This is a genomic window from Paracoccus sp. M683, assembly GCF_007096355.1.
Classification (GTDB): Bacteria; Pseudomonadota; Alphaproteobacteria; order Rhodobacterales; family Rhodobacteraceae; genus Paracoccus.
In genome coordinates this window covers 1-18,614 of sequence record NZ_VKDF01000016.1, presented here as the reverse complement: position 1 = coordinate 18,614, position 18,614 = coordinate 1, and the positions used below count along the sequence as shown (strand labels likewise).

The following is an 18,614-nucleotide window of genomic DNA, read 5'->3' as shown; positions in this document are numbered from 1 at the left end:
GCAGCCGCGGCCGCCACGAGGAACGCAATCGGATAATGACCGAAGCATCGCAGATCGTCCGGGCAGAGCTTTACGCCGTTGCGCTGGAATACCGCGCACCTGTCGAGTGGACCACGGGCGGGGTCGAGACGCGCTCGGCCCATGTCATCATCAGGGCGTGGAACCGCGCCGGACAGGAGGGGGCGGCCGAGGTGGTCTGCCGCCCCGCCTGGAATGGCATAAGCCAGCAGGGTTTTGTGCAACTGTTCCGCGACGTTGCCTGGCCGGTCATCTCGTCTTCCGGTTTTCGGGCCGGGGATATCGGGCGCATCAGGGACGTTTCTGCGCTTGGCGCTGGGCTGGATACGCTGCTTGACGATTTCCGTCACGATCATGCCGCCTTCGTGACCGGCGGCGCCGTTGGCCCCGCAATTGCCGTCCTGACCCGCGCCACGGCAGCCGAGATGGCCGGCGCGGCGGTGCGGGCGGTTGCGGACGGGTTCGGCATCATCAAGGTCAAGCTTGGACAGGGGTTGGTCCGGGACGCAGAAATCCTGTCATCCATCCGTCAGGCGGTGGGTGATGCGACAAGGCTTTGCGCCGATGCCAACGGCGCCTATGGCGCGGCGCAGCTTTCCGAGGTCGTCGCGCTGGCGCAGCAATACGACCTGCGCTTTGTCGAGGATCCGATTGCCATCGTGCCGCTGGCGGAACCTGTCGCGGCGACTTCCGGTCAGGCGATCCCGATTCTGGTCGACCGCCATTGCGATGGCATTCTTGCGGCCCGGCAATTCGCCGAGCTGGGCCAGATCGACATAGCGGCCAAGCCTGCGCGCGTTGGTCTGAACGCGGCACGCCAGATGCTTGATACGGTGGCTGCCCGTGGCGGCCGGGCGGTCATTGGCCTGTTCGGCGAAACCGATATTGGCGCGCTGGCGCAGCTGCGTCTTGCGGCCCAGGCCTCAGCAGAGACGCTTTGGGGGGTCGAGGCCTCGTTTCACGACATATTGGACGGTCGCCTTTTGCAATTCGACCTGCCGGTCGCAGGCGGCGGCTACGCGATGCCACCTGTCCTGCACCTTGCAGGGGCGATCGACTGGGCGCGGGTCTCGGCCATTTCATCGGGCAGAACGGTTCTGGAGGTCTAGCGCGATGGATCTGTGCGAATGGGATGCGAAGGCGCTTCTGCGTGCCTGTGGGGTGGCGGTCCCGGATTCGCGCCTGCTCGAATATGGCGGTGGTCCCGTGCGGGATGTCGCGCCATCTGACATCGTCAAGGCGCAGACGCTGTTCGGGGCGCGCGGGAAGGCGGGGCTTGTGCGGCCGGCGGGTGCCAAAGCCGCATCAACGGCCGGCACCATCGCTGCACGCCTGAAAGATCGCGGCCTGCTGCCGGTGATGATGATCGAGGCGCCCGTCGATATCAGCGATGAGCTGTATCTGTCGATCATGCTGGACGATGTCGCTGGCGCGCCGAGGCTGATGTTCTCGGCCAGCGGCGGCATGAATGTCGAGGATGGTGCGATCCTGCATTCGCTGCCGCTTCCTGTCGAAGGGATCTGCCCGGTTCATGAACTGGCACGGTTCTTCATCGCGGCCCAGGCGCCCCCGGCGACGATACCGCGCCTTGCCCAGCTTGGGGCGGATCTGCAACGCATGTTCCGAAACGAAGACATGACCATGATCGAGATCAACCCGCTGGCAGTGACGCCGCAGGGGCGGCTGGTTGCGCTGGACTGCAAGGCCTCGGTTGATGACAGCGCGGCCTATCGCCACCGCGACCGGGTGTTCGCCTTGTCCCGCCGGCTGGCCGCACATGGCCGCAGCACGGCGGAACGCGAGGCGCAGGACGGGGGATATACGCTGGTTCAATCGCCGGGTGACGTGGTGGTGCTTAGCGCGGGTGCAGGGCTGGGCATGATGATCGCCGATCTGCTGGATGATGCCGGTTTTGCGGCGGCCAGCTTTTTCGACAATGCCAGCGGCGCGCGTGGCGATACGGCAGATGCCCGCCTTGACATGGCCTGGAACCTGGCACGGGCCGACGGGATCCGCGCGATCGCCTTCTATCAGGCGCTGGCATCGCGTGATCTGGCGCCGCGCGTGATCTCTCTGCTGGCGCGTCTCAGGGCCGACCCGCCATCGAAGCCGTTCTATTTCGGTCTTTGCGCCAGTGCCGCGGCAGAGAAGACGATGACCGCAGAAACAGCGCGTCAGCTGATTGCCGAGGCCGGCTATCCGTCCTTCGAGTTTGCGGAAGACATGGTCGCGCAGATGCGTTTCGACCGTGATGCCGGTCTGATCTGAGGGCGCGGTCATGGGAATCCTGCTGAAGCCGGACAGTCGCGTCGTCATCCAGAACGTTCATTCATCTTATGCGGCCGGGCTGATCCGGCAGATGCGGCTGGCCGGGACGCAGATTGTCGGCGGGGTCCAGGCCGGCGCTGGCGGCACGGATCATCTGGGCCTGCCGGTCTTTGACCTGGTGTCGCAGGCGGTGGACAAGACCGGGGCGGATGTTTCTGTCGTCTATACCCCAGCCTTTGGCGTCGCCGCCGCGATTGTCGAGGCCGTGGATGCGGGGATCGCGCTGGTTTCCGTCGCCGCAGAACATGCGCCGGTTCATGACATGATGCCGGCGCTTGCCCATGCGCGCAATCGTGGCGCGTGGGTCATCGGACCGAACAGCCTTGGCCTGCTTAATCCGGGTCAGGGCATGCTGGGCGGGCTTCCGGCGGGCTTTGGCATGCCGGGCCGTGTCGGGGTCATTTCGCGCAGTGGGACGCTGGCGATTGCAATGCTGCGCAGGCTGACGGCCGGTGGCATCGGCCAAAGCACCGTCGTCTCGGTCGGAGGCGACGCGATCACCGGTCGCCGGCCGGCCGAATATGCCCGGCTGATGGATGCCGACCCGGCCACAGAGGCCATTGTCTTGATCGGCGAAATCGGTGGCGGCAAGGAAGACGAGCTTGCCGCTGCGCTGCCGGATCTGTCGACGCCTGTATTTGCCATGATCGTCGGGCGCAGCCTGCCCGAGGGGCGGCAGTTCGGCCATGCCGGCGCGCTGGCGCGCAACGGCTCAGAGACGGCCGTGGCCAAGGCCAGACGCCTGAAGGATGCCGGGGCCACCATCTGCGACTCGCCGCTGGCTGTGGTCACAGCCATCAGGCAGCTGTTTGATCGAACATGAAAAAGAGGAGCGCATCATGACCGTGGACAAACGTGATTTCCTTGGCGGTGTCCTGTTGCTGCTGACGGGGATCGGCGTGGCGGTCCATGCCGCGATGCAATACCCGCTGGGAACATTGCAGCGGATGGGTTCGGGCATGTTTCCCTTTGGTGCGGGAATCATCATGGCGCTGCTGGGCCTGCTGGTCCTGATACCGGCATTCATGCGATCCGAACCAACAGACTGGCGCGGCGTTTCACCTCGCGCCCTGATCTGCGTGCTGGCCTCGGTCGCGGGCTTTGCCCTTGTCATGCCCCGCTTTGGCCTCGCGCCGGCCATCGCGGTGCTGGTCTTTCTGTCGTCGCTGGGGGATCGCGACTTTCGGATCGTCAATGCCGCCGCCGTCGCCGTGGTGATGTGTGTGCTGAGCTATCTGATCTTTGTTCTCGGCCTGAACCTGCCCTTCCCGATGCTAAGGATGCCATCATGAACGAACTGCTGGCCAATGTCGCCATCGGGCTGGATACTGCCGTCACACCGGTCAACCTGATCTATTGCTTCGTCGGTGTCGTGGTCGGCATGCTGGTCGGGGTCTTGCCGGGGATCGGCCCGTTGACGGCGATATCCATGCTGTTGCCGCTGACCTATCACTTCGAACCGACAACCGCGCTGATCATGCTGGGCGGGATCTGGTACGGGACGGCCTATGGAGGCTCGACCGCGGCCATTTTGCTGAATATTCCCGGCACGACATCCAGCGCCGTCGCCTGCCTTGATGGCTATCCGATGGCGCAGCAGGGGCGGGGCGGCGTTGCCTTGCTGATGACGACGGTGGCGTCCTTTGTCGGTGCCTCGATTGCCATCGTGATCCTGATGGCCTTTGCGCCGGTCATCGCCAGCTATGCGCTGAAATTCGGGTCTGCCGACTATTTCGCGCTGATGGTTCTGGGGCTGATCGCGGCCTCGGCCATTTCCGACGGCTCTGCGGCCAAGGGCCTTGCGATGGTGGTGTTCGGCATCATCCTTGGCACCGTTGGCATCGACATATATTCGGGCGGGACGCGCTTCAGCTTCGGGTTTCTGGAACTGGCCAACGGCATTCATCTGGTGACGCTGGCCATGGGGCTGTTCGGCGTGGCCGAGGTCATCTTCAGCGTCGGCACGCGGGCGCGGCGAGCCATTGACAGATCCTCTGTCAGTCTGAGGGCGATGAAACCGACGCGCGAGGATCTGGGCCGTTCATGGCGCCCCATCCTGCGCGGCACCGGCCTTGGATCATTCTTCGGCACATTGCCCGGCACCGGCCCGTCCATCGCCTCGTTCATGGCCTATGCGCTGGAAAAGCGCGTCGCAGCCGAGCCTGGCCGCTTTGGCAAGGGCGCGATCGAGGGCGTTGTCGCGCCCGAGGCAGCCAATAATGCCGCCGATCAGACGGCCTTTATTCCGACCCTGGCGCTTGGCATTCCTGGCAGCGCCACGATGGCGCTGATGCTGGGGGCGCTGACCATCAACGGGATTGCCCCCGGCCCGTCGCTGATGACGTCGCAGCCGGCGCTGTTCTGGGGCCTGATCATGAGCTTCTGGATCGGCAATCTGATGCTGCTTGTGCTGAATATCCCGCTGATCGGGGTCTGGGTGCGGTTGCTGCTGGTGCCCTATAACCTGCTGTTTCCGGCCATCCTGGTTTTCATCTGCATCGGCACCTATTCGATCAACTCGTCCAGTTTCGATGTGATGATGGTCGTTGTCTTTGGCGCCTTGGGCTGTCTGATGCGCTGGCTGGCCTTTCCGGCCGCACCGCTGCTGCTGGGCTTCGTGCTGGGCCCGCTGATGGAGGAACATTTCCGCCGCGCGATGCTGCTGTCGCGTGGCGATTTCATGACCTTCTTTGACCGGCCGATCAGCGCAACCGTGATGACGATATCGGGGTTGCTGCTGCTGTGGACGGTGGTGGCGCCCTTCCTGAGACGGCGCCGCGTGGCAACAAACCCCTAGGCCGCGGGGATCCCGATGCCGGCCGGCCGTCATTCCCAAAGCGACATTGATGCAGGCGGCAATTACGTTACACTGTCAACGAAATTCATGGTCCGAAAGGATGTGGGGTGACGGCCAAAAAGAAAATTGACGGTATCGGGGCCGAGGGCGATGATATCAGATACCTTTTTTCATATAATTTACAACGACTCGCCGGTCTTTCGTCGCGAATTGCACTGTTGGATATCAGGCCGCATTTCGACCTGAATGTTCAGGATTGGCGGGCGATGGCGGTGCTGGATTTTCTGGGTGTCACGCCACTTCATACGCTGGCGAAACGGGCGGGTGTCCAAAAAAGCCAGATGAGCCGGACAGTGTCGGCGCTTGAGGAAAAGGGTTTTGTCGAACGCGAAATCAACCCCGAGGACAAGCGCAGCATCCATCTGCGGCTGACGCCGCGGGGGCAAGGCGTGGTGCGCGAGGTCTTGCAGGCGTCGCGGGAACGCAACAGGCAGATGCTGTCGGAACTGACGGATGGCGAACGGGGCGAGCTGATGCGCCTGATGGAGAAGGTCACGATCGGCTCGCTTGCCCATTTGCGGCGACTGAAGGGCGAGGAAAGCCAGGGCCGCCGCCCGCCACCGCCAGCGACGATCTTCGAGACAGAGATGGGCTGACGGCCGCCAGCGGGTCGCTGCCCGGCTGGCAAGGCGCCGGGCCGGTCGTGGTCAGCGCTGTCGCGCCTGCGCCGATAAGTCGACGGGCTGCTGCTGGGGCATTGCGCGCAGACAGTTGATATAGTCGCGGGCGATCTCGGCCACGATGTCGGCCGCAGGCATGATCCGGTCGACCAAACCGGCACTTTGGCCGGCCTCGACCTTGCCACGCGTGACATCGCCATCCAGTGCCGCCATCTTCAGCGTTGCGGCACTGAAATGGGCCCGGCGCGTCGCCTCGGATGCGCCGTCGCGTTCAAGCGCGACCATCTGGTCGGCAAAGTCGTTGCTGAGCGTGCGGATCATGCCGAAGCCGCGCCCGACGGTGCGTGTATCGGCGGTGCCGGCTTGCAGCACACGCTGCTTATAGGCATCCGCAACGCCGGCTTCGGGCGTGGCGATGAAGCGGGTTCCGAAATTCGCCGCCCCCGCGCCAAGCGCCAGCGCCGCCGCCAGACCTTGCCCGTCGGCAAATCCGCCCGATGCGACCAGCGGGGTCCGGCCCTCTGTCGCCCGTGCAATGGCGCGGACCAGAACCAGCGTCGAAACCAGGTCGGCTGGCGGATGCCCGCCGGCCTCGCCGCCGACCACGACAAGGCCGTCAACGCCTTGCCCGGCCGCCTTCAGGGCATGGGTTTCCGAGGCAACGACATGCAGGCAGACGGTGCCGATGGCCTTGAAACGGTCGAGATATTTCCCCGGCCCGCCCTGTGAGGCCACGATCACCGGAATGCGCTTGGCCTCAAGCAGGTCCAGCATCTCATCTGCGCCCTTGCGGTAAAGCGGCATGTTGACGGCGAAGGGCCGGTCGGTCCCGGCCCGGACCGTGTCGATCGCTTCCTCCAGCGCCGCCAGATACATCGGCCCGGCCGCGATGGCACCCAGGCCGCCGGCGCGCGACACCGCCAAGGGCAGCGCCGCATTCGAGGATGCCCATGACATGCCGGCCTGAAGGATCGGCAGGTCGATGCCGAGCAGCCGGGTGACCGAGGTTTCGATTCTCATGCCGGGCTTTCCTTTTCCAGCAGGCTGCGGGCATGGGCGGCAAGCTTGGGCTTCTGGATCTTGGATGATGCGGTCATGCCGATTTCCTCGAACCCGTCGACGATCCAGACATGACGCGGCACCTTGAAACCGGCCATCTTGCCCCTGGCCCATTCGATCACCTGCTGCGGTGCAAGATCAGCATCCTCGTTCAGGACAATGAAGGCCGCGCAGGCCTCGATCAGCCGCTCGTCAGGGATGCCGACCACCTGTGCCTGCTTGATTGCCGGGTGCTGGTGCAGCCGGTCCTCGACGTCTTCTGGCGACACGTTCTCGCCGCCGACGCGGATGATGTTCTTCAGCCGACCCAGAAATTCCAGCCGCCCGTCATCGCCAAGGCGGCCCAGATCCCCGGTCGCAAGCCAGCCGTCATCCGTCAGCGCCTCGGCGGTTTTCTCGGGCATGTCGAAATAGCCCCGCATCACTGACCAGCCGCGCACCCTGATTTCGCCGGTTTCACCGGCTGCGCATTCCGTGCCATCTGCCGGCGACAGGATGCGCAGCTCAAGTCCGGGCTGAGGGCGCATCCGGCCCGCCGTTCGGATATGCTCGGGCTCCCACCAGCAGGATTGGGCGATATTGGGCGAGGCCTCTGACAGCCCATAGCCCGACACCACCTCGGTCGCGCCCATATCGGTTACAAAGCGCCGCAGCACCGCTTGCGAACCGGCGATCCAGCCGCCGCGCAGGCAAAGCTTGCGATGCGGGCGATCGGGGTGGTTCAGCAGCATCAGCGCCATCGTGTCATTGCCGGAAAAATGCGTGCATCCTTCCTGTTCCAGAAGGGACAGGGCTTCAGCGGGTTCGAAGCGCGTCATCGTCACCAGCGTCGCCAGGTTCTGAAGGCAGGCAAGGATGGACAGCGTCGTGCCGGCGACGTGAAAGAAGGGCCGCGCGGAATGAAAACGGTCCGCCGTGCGCAGCCCGATCCGCTGACCCGAGACGAAGCCATTCGCCAGCATGTTCCGATGACTTAGCATCACGCCTTTCGGATAGGCGGTGGTGCCCGAGGTGTATTGGATCAGCAATGTGTCATCGGGTGTCGCAGCCGCATCACAATGCGCGCTGGCGCCGTCCATGAATGCGTCCCATGTCATGCATCCGGCCGGAACATTCTTGCCCAGAACGACGATTTCGGTCAGCTCGGGCAAGGCCGGATCGGGAAGTCTGTGATCAATCGCGGGCGCGATCTGGCGCAGCGTGGCGATGAAATCGGCGTTCAGCAGCGTATCGGCCGTGAACAGCTGCGTGACCCGCGATTGCCGCAGCGCATAGGCAATCTCATCGGCCTTGAGGCGCGTGTTGATGGGGACCGCCACGGCGCCCCGGCTGCCAAGCGCCAGAAAGAGGGTATAGAAATCGACACTGTTGCCCAGGCAAAGCCCGATATGGTCCCCACGACCTATCCCCAGGGCATCCAGCGATGCGCTGATATGGGCGACGCGACCGACCAGCGCACCAAAGGTCAGGCGGCCATCGGGCGCAACAAGCGCCTCGACATCCGGGGCAAGGGTGGCGGCCCTGACAATCGCGTCCTGGACCGTGACCGGGCACAGATCGTCGATGACAAAGCTCATGCCGGGTTGCCCTTTGCCGTCCTGCCGACCGTGGCACCGAACCGCGCCACCCCGGCACGCCAGTCGCTTTCCGTAAGCAGCCGGTCGATGGCGGCCAGCTCAATGGCGATACCCGATGCCAGATCCGTGCGCCCGCCCGCGTCAACGCAATGCTTCGTCAGCCTGATCGCAAGCGTGGGTGCTTGCAGGATGCGATCTGCCATTTCGGAGACGGTGCCTGACAACGCCTCGGGGGCGACCAGCCGGGTCACAAGCCCGATGCAAAACGCCTCGTCTGCATCCATGATCCGGCCGGTATAAAGCAGCTCTTTCGCCCTGGCGATGCCGATGACACGCTGAAGCCTTTGCGTTGCGCCGACCGTGCCCCATTGCGGTTCTGGAAAGCGGAAGGTCGCCGCATGGCTTGCGACGATGAAATCCGCGCTCATGGCCATTTCGCCGCCAGACCCGACCAACGGCCCCTGCACCTGCGCAATGACCGGAACCGCGCAGGCGGCGATGGCGTCATAGGCACGGAAGGCGGCCCGCCGGCGCATCATGACCCAGGCCTCGTCCCGGCCGTCGCGTTCCTTCATATCGGCACCGGCGCAAAAGACCTTGCCCTCGGCGCGCAGGACGACAAGCGCGACATCGCCGTTGGCGGCGATCATCGCAAAGGCCTGCACCAGATCCTCGCACATCTGAAGATTCAGGGCGTTGCGTGCCTCGGGGCGGGACAGGACGACATCCGCGCGCTTTCCACTGATTTCGACCCTGACTGTGCCGTGCTTGGTCATGCCACAATACCTTTCTTGAAAAGCGCCGCGATCTGGGCCTCGCTCAGGCCAAGCTCTGCCGACAGAATGTGCTGCGTATCGGCGCCAAGCCGAGGCGGCGCCTCGAACCGATGCGCGTCATAGCCGGAAAAGCGCGCCGGGGTGCGCAGGCCGGGTGTCGGCCCCCGGTCAGGATCGTCAAAGCTGTCCACCATGCCACGCGCGCGGATATGCGGATCGTTCAGGATCTGGGGCACGGTATTGACCTCGCCCGCAGGAACGCCGGCGGCACGAAGGCTTTCGGCAAGTTCGGCCCGCTGACGCGACGCAATCGCATCGCCAAGCGCATGGGTGACCTGATCGCGCAACCGCACGCGGTCGCGGTTCCGGGCAAAGCGCGTATCCTGTCCCATCTCGGCAAGCCCCAACACATCGCAGAGAACCGGCCAATGCTGATCCGAAGCCGAGATGAACAGCCAGGATCCATCTGCGCATTGAAACGCGGCCGAGGGAACCCGGCCGGGATGTTCGGTGCCGCTGCGCCGGGGTGTCTCGCCCATGGCGAAATACCGCGCGGCAGGCAGGGCCAGCATGCTGACCTGCACATCCATCATCGCGAGGTCGACTTGACATCCCTTGCCCGATGAAACCCGGCCAAGCAGCCCGGTCAGCACGGCAATGGCGATCCACAACCCCGAGGTCTGGTCGGCGAAGGGAACCCCGACCTTCGCGGGCGGACCGTCAGGGTGGCCCGTCAGGTCGACAAGACCCGAAAGCGCCTGGAAGATCGTGTCATACCCCTTGCGTTTGCTGTAGGGGCCGGTCTGGCCAAAGCCGGTATTCGACACATAGACAAGGCCGGGATTGACCTCGGCCAGCGCGTCATAGCCAAGACCCAGCCGGTCCATCGTTCCGGGCAGAAAGTTCTCGACCACGACATCGGCCTGTGCGGCCAGCTGGAAGGCCAGCTGTCGGCCCTCGTCGCTTTTCATGTCGACCGCGACCGACCGCTTCGAGCGGTTGAAGGCCGAGTAATAGGCGCTTTGCCCGCCGTCGAAGGCCGGTTCGAAGACACGGCTTTCATCGCCGGTGCCGGGATGCTCAAGCTTGGTTACGGATGCGCCGCATTCCGCAAGAATCTGCGTTGCCATCGGGCCCGCCAGCACGCGCGAGAAATCAAGCACCTTGATGCCGTCTAGCGGTCTCATGGCTTTGGCTCGCGGAACGAACGCATCAGCGCGTTGACATCGCGGCCGGCCATCATCGCCGCCTCGGTCGGCAATTCCTCGACCCGGTAGAACAGCGACTTGACCGCGCGCATTGCCCGCGGTTCAAAGCTTGCCCAGGTTTCCGCAATCTCGATCGCTGCGGTCAGCGGATCCTCGTCGACGACGCGGTTGACCAGCCCCATGGCATGCGCCTCGTCCGCACCGACAAGCCGCCCCAGTGAGACCATTTCAAATGCCTGCTTGCGACCAAGCGCGCGCACAAGGCCGGTCATCACCAGCGCCGGGACAATGGAATGTCTGAGTTCCGGATACCCGAATTTCAGTGACTGCGCCGCCACCACCATGTCGCAGCCGATCGCCAGGCCCGCGCCGCCGCCGATGGCGGCGCCCTGAACCGCCGCAACCACCGGCTTGCCCAGTTTCTGCATCGCCATCTGAAGGCGGCATGTCAGGTCTGCACGTGCCTCGACCGCGCCTGACTGCGCCGGGGTGAGGGTGCTGAATTCGGCCAGATCGGCGCCCGCGCAGAAGGCACGGCCCGCGCCGGCCAGAACCACGGCACCGATATGCACGGCGCGGTCCGCATCCGTCAGCGCATCCAGAAGTGCCTGCGTCAATGCCGTGTTCAACGCGTTCAGCTTGTCGGGCCGGTTCATCGTGACGATGCGCACCTGCCCCCTGTCCACGATCAAGATCAGCCCATCTTCGGACATGTCAGACAATCTCCTTTCCAGCTTGCTCATCCCTGACGCGCCAAAGATCGGTTCGCGCGATCCTTGAATGCAGTTGGCGGCCTAGCGCGGCTTCGCAGGCGGCCGAGGCGCGCATCATCCTGTCAAGGTCGATTCCATGGGGCAGGCCTTCGGCCTCGAACAGGGTCACGAGATCTTCGGTCGCGACATTGCCGGTGTCGCCCGCGCCATATGCGATCTGTGTCGGGTGACCGCCGACCCCGCCCATTGCGCTGTCGAAATGCGTCGCCCCGGCTTCCAGCGCGGCCATGCAATTGACGATTCCCGTGCCGCGTGTGTCGTGGAAATGCGCAACAGGCGTGATTGTCGGAACCTCGCCCAGCAAGCGGCCAAACAGGTGCCTGACGGTTGAGGGGCAGCCGGACCCGATCGTGTCGCCGATGGTGACCAGTTCACAGCCCAGATCGGCCAGCCGGGCCGCATCGGCAATGACCGCGCCGGGATCAACCTTGCCCTCGAACGGACAGCCCAGCGCCATCGAGATGACGCCGACCAGACGAAAGCGACCCTCGGCCATGCGGGCCATTTCCGTTACCCGCTGCCATTGCCCCTCGCGGCTGGTTCGCAGGTTGCGTTGGGTATGCGCCTCGGTCGCCGAGATCAGGAAGCTCAGCTCTTCCGCGCCGTGACCGGCCTGCTGATCGGCCAATGCCCGCTTGACTGCATGAGGATTGGGGCAGGTGGCCTTGTACCATCTGCCCGGCTGGCGCGGCAGCGCGGCCAGCAGATCCGAGGCATCGGCAAATCCCGGCACCCGCGCCGGATTTGCATAGCTTGTCGCCTCGATCCGCCGAAATCCGGCGCGGGCAAAGCTGCCGAGCAGATCAAGCTTGGTTGCTGTCGGCAGCTGCTTGACCTCATGTTGAAGCCCGTCGCGGGCAAAGCATTCGCAGAGTGTCAGGCTGGATGACATTTCATTCCTCTATTTCGTTGTGTTGATCAACTAAAATGAAGATATCGTCAACAAAAAACATAAGCACGGCGCGAACCGTCAAATTGACTGGCGCAAGTCCGCGACCGTCATGGTTGTGCGACGGCATGTGAGTTTCCGGCCGGGCCCGACGTGAAAACCGGTCATCTAGCCTGCTCATGAATGTGTGATTTCGGACCAATTTGTTCGATCTGCGCAACGGTTCTCGGTCATAGGTTTTGACCCGAACCCGATCAGCGGAAAGAAGCGGGATAGTAATTCCAAGACTGATTGGCACGGATCGGTGGGGGGGCGTGCCGTTGGGCAAGGTTGATTGGCAAGTGGCAGTAGAAATCCCACTCAGTTGGCCTGGGTTGCTAACATGCCGTTGTCGGTTTGCCGAGCAACAATCGGAGTAAGCAATGTCGCGTGAACCTACCCCCGAAACACTGCTTCGCATTGCCCGAGATGACGGCCAAACCGGCGTCATGACCCATCAGCGGCCGGCACAAGCCGCCGGCAGGCGCGTCGCGCTTCTTGTTCTTGGCATGCACAGATCGGGAACCAGCGCATTGACGCGCATCATCTCTCTTGCCGGGGCGGGACTGCCACGCACGATGATCCCGGCCGGGGATGGAAACCGGACCGGGCATTGGGAATCGAGCGAACTGGTGCGGACGAATGACCGTATCTTCGAGGCGTTCGGTCTGACCTGGTCTGATTGGCAGTCACCAGACCTGGCGGCTGTGTCCTTCCGCGATCGCGCGATGATGGAATCGGACCTGGCTCGGGTCATCAGGAAGGAATTCGGGCCGGATGACATGATCGTGGTGAAAGATCCACGGATTTGCCGTCTGGTACCGCAGTATCTGTCCGTATTCGATGAAATGGATTGCCGGGTTGTTCCCGTGCTGGCATTCCGGCATCCGCAAGAGGTAATCCTGTCGCTCTCGGCGCGTTCAAGCTGGCCAGACGATAAAAGCGCCCTGGATGCTGCGTTGTTGTGGCTGGTCCATACACTGGAAGCCGAGCACGAGACCCGTCATCTTGACCGGATCGTGGTCTCTTATGACCGCACCATGCGCGACTGGCGCTCGGTTGTGGCCGATATCGAACAATGTGGCCAGATCACGTTGCCCAACGGGGCCGATGTCATCGGAACGGCCGTCGCGGAATTCCTGAACACGGATGAGCGGCATCACAATAAGCATGGCGATTTCTTCGCCCGTGATACGCTGACGATGGGATGGGTGCGTAGCGTCTATGAGGCAATGCGCCTTCTGGAGGCGGATCCAGCGTCACCCGTCGCAAGGGCGCAGTTGGATGATGTGCGTCAACAGATCAATGCATCCATACCCGTGCTGCTTTTGGCCTCGAACAAGCTGGTTGAGGCGCAGTCCGCAAAAAGACAGGCACAGGCCGAACTGGCCGATGCGCGGCAGCAGGCCGACGAGGCCGCACGCCAGTCGCAGGACGAGATCGCGGCATTGCGGCAGCAGGCTGACGACCAGATGCAGGCGGCGCAGGCCGAACTGGCCGATGTGCGGCAGCAGGCCGACGAGGCGGCACGTCAGTCGCAGGACGAGATCGCGGCGTTGCGGCAGCAGGCTGACGACCAGATGCAGGCGGCACGGGCCGAGCTGACCAATGCGCGGCAACAGGCTGACGCGGCCGCTCGCCAGTCGCAGGCCGAGTTGGAGCAAGGTTTCGAGAGTGAACGCGAGGCGTTGTCCCGTCAATATTCATCGGCGCTTGGGGCAAGTGAAGCACGGACTCAGCAGCTTCTTGAGGCCAAAGATATTGTTTACCGGTCAACGACCTCGTGGCGCGTGACCGCGCCGCTTCGCAGTGTCGGCAGAATGACGAAAGGGCGCTGGAAGAACACCCGGGGCCTGAGAAACGCCGTTGCCGTGCTGGGAGGCGTTCGCCCAACCCTTGCCATCGCAACCCGCGTCCTTCGCCAACAGGGCGTTCGCGGCTTTGCCACGCGCCTGCGCCAGTTGAAGGCAAATGGCTATCAGATCGGTAATTCGATGCCGAACGGCAACGGCAGCTCTGGTGAATATGTCAACCTGATGGCTGCCGAGCGCGGTGACGTGCTGTTCTCGGACTGGCATGTCGCCCTGACGCAGGCGATCTGGGATGACCGACCGCCGGAACCCGATGGCGCAACGCTGGGGCTTTCGATCGTCACGCATAACTCGGCGCGCTGGCTTCCAGGTTTCCTGACATCCCTTGCCGAGCAGAACTTTCCGCTTTCGAGGTTGAATGTCGCCATCGTTGACCACGACTCGCAGGACAACACCATTGATCTGATATCGGCGCATATCGCCGAATTCGGTGATCTCTAAGCGTCTTTCACCCTGCATCGCCGCCCCAATCTGGGGTTTGGCGCAGGCCATGACCACGCGATCCGTCAGCTTTCGGACGATTTCGTGCTGATCACGAATGTCGATCTGCGCCTTCACCGCGACAGCCTGACACGGGTGCAGCGTGCCGCCAGGGCTGATCGCAAGGATGTCGCTGCCTGGGAATTGCGCCAATGCCCATACGAACATCCGAAATATTACGATCCGGTCACGCTTGAGGCGATCTGGAACAGCCATGCCTGCGTGCTTCTGCGTCGCACCGCCTATCTGGATGTCGGCGGCTATGATGACCGCATCTTCATGTATGGCGAGGATGTCGAGCTTTCTTACCGTTTCCGTGGCTTCGGCTGGCGCCTGCGCTATCTGCCACAGATCAGCGTCACCCATTTCGTCGATCTGGAAGATACCAGCCTGCGGCCGCTGCAACTGTCAGGCTCGCTGGCGGCCAATGTGCTTCTGCGCTATCGCTATGGCGGCGATGCTGCGGGCGCCGAGGGCGAAAGGTTGCTTGCCGAAACCCTCGCGGTCGAGCGTAATCCGGCGCGCCGTGCCGGCATGATCGAGGCGCAAACCCGCGTCATCGAACATCGCGAGCATTTCCGCACCACGTTCAAGCCGACCCATGCCGCAGACTTTCCCTTCGCCGGCTTCGACTATGTCTTTGCGCGCGATGGGGCGGCTGTCGCGTTCGACAGTGTGAAACCGTCGGGGAATGAACCCAAGGTAAGCATTGTCACCCGCAGCCATGGTCCCAAGACCGATATCCTGCGCGAGGCCTTGGCTGCCGTCATCAACCAAAGCTATCAGAATATTGAGCATCTGATTGTCGAGGACAGGACCGATTTCGCGCGCGACATCGTGGTGCGGGCCGCTACGGCCTATGGCCGCGAGATCCGCTATCTGAAATCGGATGGCAGCGGCCGGTCAGCCGCGGGCAATTTCGGGTTGTCGGCTGCTACGGGCGAGTTGATGATGTTCCTCGATAATGACGATCTGCTGTTTGGCGACCATGTCGAGATTTTGCAGCGCAGGCTGATGGCCGCACCCGATCTGGTTGCCGCGTATACCCTGGCCTGGGAGCTTAGGACACGTTTCGAAGAAGATGGAACCTATCGCGAGATTGCGCATATGCTGCCTCCGGGGCACAGGCTGCCCTATGATCAGAAACGGCTTCGGGATATGAACTTCATCCCGATCCAGGCCATCATCTTCCGGCGCAGCGTCTTCGAGGCCGAAGGCAGCTTCCATGCGGATATCGACCATCTGGAAGACTGGAACCTCTGGTCGCGCTATTCCAATCACGGCGAGTTCGGGATGATCCCTAAAGTGACCTCGATGTACCGGACCCCAGATCATCAGGAGACGCGCGACAAACGTCAACGCGAACTGGATGACGCCTATAATTATGTAAAGGCGTTGAATGCGCAGCGGCGCAAAGAACTGGCCTGATCGGCATGAAGGTGATTCTGCACGCAGGTAGTCTGAGAACCGGGTCGACCTATCTGCAAGCCCTGATCTGGAACAACATGCCGGCCTTTGCGCATGCCGGAATTTTCGTGCCAAAGACCGGCGTGCAGTCGATGCATCATTACGACATCGCCCGCGCAACAGGTTTCGGCTATCCGGCGCAGCGTCTCGGGGCCGAGGCCGCCGGCGGTTTCGTTCAAGAGCTCATGCAAGAGCTTGCGGCGAACGACAGTGAAACTGCCCTGCTTTCGTCGGAACATTTTGATGTCGGCGTGTCGCCGGAATCGATCTCGCGATTGCTTGGCGCCCTTGGTGGGCACGATCTTGGCGTGGTGATCTATCTGCGCAATCAGGTCGATCTGATGCAGTCGCTATATTTCGAACATCTCAAATGGGGTGGCATCAGCGATTACAACCAGTTTGCCAGGCAGATGCTGCAAAACCGCACGCTGGCCTATGATGCGCGTATTGCATACTGGATCAACGCCGGCGTCGGGGTGCGCATCCTGGACTACAACCAGCAGCGTGCTGATTTGGCGGAAAGCTTCCTCAGGCTTCTTCCGGGGGCGCCGCCGCTGAACCGCCTTGCAGCACCTGCCGGGGCTGTAAACGAATCGCTATCCCCCGAGGCGATGGAGTATCTGCGCCGCGAAAACTGCAAGATCCAGGATCATGCAGAGCGTCGGTGCGCCTATCTGACACTTTACGAGACGCTGCACCAACAGGCATCACGCTGGACCAAATCGCGCAATCTGCCTTTGCCTGTCGTCCTGAGAAACGCCCTGCCAGAACTGACCCTGGGGAACCGCCGGCTTGCCGAAATGATGGGCGAGGACGCGGATTTTCTTCAAGGAGATCTTGTCGCCTATGATGCGCAGCGGGCCGAGGACACGCATCTCGACATGACCGCTTTCTATCACGAGATCGGACAGCTGGAAAACAAGCCGACGACAGAGCAGTAACCTTGGCCGCATCGCGCTCCGTGCCTCCATCCCTCACTCTGGCTGCCCTTGTTTATCGAGAACGTTCGCTGGAAGGGGCGGCAACTGACGGTCCCTTCCGGCACTGATACGGCGCACAGTGCCCGGCTGCCTGGTCACTGAGCCATCAGAGCAATGCAATACGACCAATACAGGAAAGCGGTTCTCGCTGCCGTCTCTCCTGTCGCAGCCCGGATTCCACAGGTTAAATGTGGAACGTTTGGTGCGGCTCAGACCCTCTATAGATGGCAGGCGAATTGTGGCCAACCGACGCTCGGCAGGTGGAAAGGCTGAAAGAGCTTTAGGATGATGACCTGCCCCCTGCTGGTCCCTCGTTCATAACGAGAGTCTGCAGGTTGGATTTGGGTATTCGGCTTCGCCGTCCGGCGGAAGCGCGCCGGGCGCGGAGCCCTCAAATTGCTCAAGCGCTCGGCGCGCTTGCTGTGGCGTCTGGTTGCCCAGGGAAGAGTGCGGCCTGACCGTGTTGTAGTCGTAACGCCATAGGGCCAATTTCCGACGCGCATCGTCTAGGCTGTCAAAAAGCTCCTCGTTCAGCAGCTCGTCGCGCAGGCTGCCGTTGAAGCTTTCGATGAACGCATTCTGCTGGGGCTTACCCGGATCGATGTAGTGCCACGGCACCTTGTTCTCGTCGGCCCATTTCAGGATGGCCCGACTGGTGAACTCGGTGCCATTGTCGCTGACAATGCAGCCAGGCTTGCCGTAGACCCGGACCAAGGCACTGAGCTCCCGGGCGACCCGTGCGCCGGAGAGGCTGGTGTCCGCCACGAGGCACAGGCATTCCCGCGTGCAGTCGTCGATCACGGCGAGGATCCGGAACTTACGTGAGGCGCCGAAGCTGTCGGACACGAAGTCCAAGGACCAGCGCGCATTGGGTCGTCCCGCGACCGGCATCGGCGTCCTCGTCCCACGTGCGCGTTTCCGGCCACGCCGCCGCGTCACGGACAGCCCTTCTTCACGATAGATCCTGTAGAGCTTCTTGTGGTTCATGGCCATGCCCTTGCGCTCCAGCAGCACGCCGATCCGGCGGTAACCGAACCTGCGCCGCTTACCGGCGATCTCCTGCATCTCCTTGCGGATATCGGCACTGTCCGGTGGGCGATCTCGCCGGACAGTCTTGGGATCGACACCAACCAGCCTGCAGGCCCGGCGCTGCGAGATGTCATGATCCCGCATCACCCGGAGCGCCGCATCTCGCCGCTTGATCAATGTCGTCAGTTCTTTCCCAGCAGGTCTTTCAGCACCACGTTGTCCAGCATCGTGTCTGCCAGCAGCCGCTTGAGCTTGGCATTCTCGTCCTCGAGGGCCTTCAGCCTGGCCGCCTCGGACACTTCCATACCGCCATACTTAGCCTTCAGTTCGTAGAACGTGGCGGTGCTCAGCCCATGCCTGCGGCACACCTCAGCCGTCGGCATCCCGGCATCCTGTTCCTTGATCATCCCGATTATCTGCGCCTCGGTGAAACGGCTCTTTCGCATGTGTCTGCTCCTTCAGAGTTGGCGCAGACTCTAAATCACGATGAGGGATTTCGCGGGGGGCAGGTCAGCTGGCGTAGAATTTACGCGGCCATTTTCAGCTTCATGGCGGGTGTGACGCCGCCGATGCCCATGTTGGGGCGTTCGTTGTTGTAGGTCCACAGCCATTCAGTGGCTATCTGCTGCACCTCCTCGATAGT

At 62.8% G+C, this 18,614-nt stretch carries 17 protein-coding genes; 9 read left to right on the top strand and 8 right to left on the bottom strand.

What is annotated here, in order from left to right; genetic code table 11:
• The first annotated feature begins 35 nt into the window (after positions 1-35).
• From FNJ84_RS18995 to FNJ84_RS18970, 6 genes are all read left to right on the top strand, one after another.
• Positions 36-1,127, top strand: a complete 1,092-nt coding sequence (locus tag FNJ84_RS18995; RefSeq protein WP_143794809.1) for an enolase C-terminal domain-like protein — start codon at positions 36-38, stop codon at positions 1,125-1,127.
• Positions 1,128-1,131: 4 nt separating this feature from the next.
• On the top strand, positions 1,132-2,286 hold the full coding sequence (locus FNJ84_RS18990) for an ATP-grasp domain-containing protein (RefSeq protein WP_143794808.1): 1,155 nt from the start codon (positions 1,132-1,134) through the stop codon (positions 2,284-2,286).
• A gap of 10 nt (positions 2,287-2,296) precedes the next feature.
• On the top strand, positions 2,297-3,169 hold the full coding sequence (locus FNJ84_RS18985; protein ID WP_143794807.1) for a succinate--CoA ligase subunit alpha: 873 nt from the start codon (positions 2,297-2,299) through the stop codon (positions 3,167-3,169).
• Positions 3,170-3,185: 16 nt separating this feature from the next.
• On the top strand, positions 3,186-3,638 hold the full coding sequence (locus FNJ84_RS18980; protein ID WP_185968601.1) for a tripartite tricarboxylate transporter TctB family protein: 453 nt from the start codon (positions 3,186-3,188) through the stop codon (positions 3,636-3,638).
• On the top strand, positions 3,635-5,143 hold the full coding sequence (locus FNJ84_RS18975; RefSeq protein WP_143794805.1) for a tripartite tricarboxylate transporter permease: 1,509 nt from the start codon (positions 3,635-3,637) through the stop codon (positions 5,141-5,143). Before FNJ84_RS18980 ends, FNJ84_RS18975 begins: the two co-directional genes overlap by 4 nt.
• A 218-nt stretch (positions 5,144-5,361) precedes the next feature.
• The gene (locus tag FNJ84_RS18970) at positions 5,362-5,799 is read left to right on the top strand and encodes a MarR family winged helix-turn-helix transcriptional regulator (protein ID WP_143794804.1); all 438 of its coding nucleotides are present in this window, start codon (positions 5,362-5,364) and stop codon (positions 5,797-5,799) included.
• 51 nt (positions 5,800-5,850) lie between these two features.
• On the opposite strand, the gene FNJ84_RS18965 is transcribed toward FNJ84_RS18970, so the two are convergent.
• From FNJ84_RS18965 to FNJ84_RS18940, 6 genes are read right to left on the bottom strand one after another with little or no spacing between them, the layout of a single operon-like run.
• A complete protein-coding gene (locus FNJ84_RS18965) occupies positions 5,851-6,843 on the bottom strand; it encodes a nitronate monooxygenase family protein (protein WP_143794803.1) in 993 nt (330 codons plus the stop codon).
• Complete coding sequence (locus FNJ84_RS18960) at positions 6,840-8,459, bottom strand: AMP-binding protein (protein WP_143794802.1); 1,620 nt, start codon at positions 8,457-8,459, stop codon at positions 6,840-6,842. Before FNJ84_RS18960 ends, FNJ84_RS18965 begins: the two co-directional genes overlap by 4 nt.
• Positions 8,456-9,235, bottom strand: a complete 780-nt coding sequence (locus FNJ84_RS18955; RefSeq protein ID WP_143794801.1) for an enoyl-CoA hydratase/isomerase family protein — start codon at positions 9,233-9,235, stop codon at positions 8,456-8,458. The genes FNJ84_RS18960 and FNJ84_RS18955 overlap by 4 nt, the downstream gene beginning before the upstream one ends.
• Positions 9,232-10,422, bottom strand: coding sequence for a CaiB/BaiF CoA-transferase family protein (locus FNJ84_RS18950; RefSeq protein WP_143794800.1), 1,191 nt, complete (start codon positions 10,420-10,422; stop codon positions 9,232-9,234). Before FNJ84_RS18950 ends, FNJ84_RS18955 begins: the two co-directional genes overlap by 4 nt.
• Positions 10,419-11,156, bottom strand: coding sequence for an enoyl-CoA hydratase/isomerase family protein (locus FNJ84_RS18945; protein WP_143794799.1), 738 nt, complete (start codon positions 11,154-11,156; stop codon positions 10,419-10,421). The genes FNJ84_RS18950 and FNJ84_RS18945 overlap by 4 nt, the downstream gene beginning before the upstream one ends.
• A 1-nt stretch (position 11,157) precedes the next feature.
• The gene (locus FNJ84_RS18940) at positions 11,158-12,108 is read right to left on the bottom strand and encodes a hydroxymethylglutaryl-CoA lyase (protein ID WP_143794798.1); all 951 of its coding nucleotides are present in this window, start codon (positions 12,106-12,108) and stop codon (positions 11,158-11,160) included.
• 485 nt (positions 12,109-12,593) lie between these two features.
• Here FNJ84_RS18940 and FNJ84_RS18935 point away from each other — a divergent pair, with 485 nt between their 5' ends.
• From FNJ84_RS18935 to FNJ84_RS18925, 3 genes are all read left to right on the top strand, one after another.
• The gene (locus FNJ84_RS18935) at positions 12,594-14,456 is read left to right on the top strand and encodes a hypothetical protein (RefSeq protein ID WP_143794797.1); all 1,863 of its coding nucleotides are present in this window, start codon (positions 12,594-12,596) and stop codon (positions 14,454-14,456) included.
• Between the two features lie 84 nt (positions 14,457-14,540).
• Positions 14,541-15,923: a glycosyltransferase gene (locus FNJ84_RS18930; protein ID WP_143794796.1), complete on the top strand. Its 1,383-nt coding sequence runs from the start codon at positions 14,541-14,543 to the stop codon at positions 15,921-15,923.
• Between the two features lie 5 nt (positions 15,924-15,928).
• A complete protein-coding gene (locus FNJ84_RS18925; protein ID WP_143794795.1) occupies positions 15,929-16,903 on the top strand; it encodes a hypothetical protein in 975 nt (324 codons plus the stop codon).
• A gap of 354 nt (positions 16,904-17,257) precedes the next feature.
• Here the strand turns inward: FNJ84_RS18925 and FNJ84_RS18920 are convergent.
• Both FNJ84_RS18920 and FNJ84_RS18915 read right to left on the bottom strand, forming a co-directional pair.
• Positions 17,258-18,417 (bottom strand): IS3 family transposase gene (locus tag FNJ84_RS18920; protein ID WP_255471299.1). Its coding sequence is split into 2 segments (ribosomal slippage): positions 17,258-18,168 and positions 18,168-18,417, totalling 1,161 coding nucleotides; the frame shifts between segments, so codons are not numbered across the junction.
• Between the two features lie 80 nt (positions 18,418-18,497).
• Positions 18,498-18,614, bottom strand: a 117-nt coding sequence (locus tag FNJ84_RS18915; protein ID WP_143794794.1) for an integrase core domain-containing protein, incomplete at its 5' end; no start/stop codon positions are given.

Bases quoted from the DNA above. Each gene is read 5' to 3' on its own strand.
- FNJ84_RS18925 (WP_143794795.1), top strand. From the start codon at position 15,929: ATGAAGGTGATTCTGCACGCAGGTAGTCTGAGAACCGGGTCGACCTAT.
- FNJ84_RS18955 (WP_143794801.1), bottom strand. From the start codon at position 9,235: ATGACCAAGCACGGCACAGTCAGGGTCGAAATCAGTGGAAAGCGCGCG.
- FNJ84_RS18980 (WP_185968601.1), top strand. From the start codon at position 3,186: ATGACCGTGGACAAACGTGATTTCCTTGGCGGTGTCCTGTTGCTGCTG.
- FNJ84_RS18985 (WP_143794807.1), top strand. From the start codon at position 2,297: ATGGGAATCCTGCTGAAGCCGGACAGTCGCGTCGTCATCCAGAACGTT.
- FNJ84_RS18945 (WP_143794799.1), bottom strand. From the start codon at position 11,156: ATGTCCGAAGATGGGCTGATCTTGATCGTGGACAGGGGGCAGGTGCGC.
- FNJ84_RS18995 (WP_143794809.1), top strand. From the start codon at position 36: ATGACCGAAGCATCGCAGATCGTCCGGGCAGAGCTTTACGCCGTTGCG.
- FNJ84_RS18990 (WP_143794808.1), top strand. From the start codon at position 1,132: ATGGATCTGTGCGAATGGGATGCGAAGGCGCTTCTGCGTGCCTGTGGG.
- FNJ84_RS18965 (WP_143794803.1), bottom strand. From the start codon at position 6,843: ATGAGAATCGAAACCTCGGTCACCCGGCTGCTCGGCATCGACCTGCCG.
- FNJ84_RS18960 (WP_143794802.1), bottom strand. From the start codon at position 8,459: ATGAGCTTTGTCATCGACGATCTGTGCCCGGTCACGGTCCAGGACGCG.
- FNJ84_RS18975 (WP_143794805.1), top strand. From the start codon at position 3,635: ATGAACGAACTGCTGGCCAATGTCGCCATCGGGCTGGATACTGCCGTC.
- FNJ84_RS18935 (WP_143794797.1), top strand. From the start codon at position 12,594: ATGACCCATCAGCGGCCGGCACAAGCCGCCGGCAGGCGCGTCGCGCTT.
- FNJ84_RS18940 (WP_143794798.1), bottom strand. From the start codon at position 12,108: ATGTCATCCAGCCTGACACTCTGCGAATGCTTTGCCCGCGACGGGCTT.
- FNJ84_RS18950 (WP_143794800.1), bottom strand. From the start codon at position 10,422: ATGAGACCGCTAGACGGCATCAAGGTGCTTGATTTCTCGCGCGTGCTG.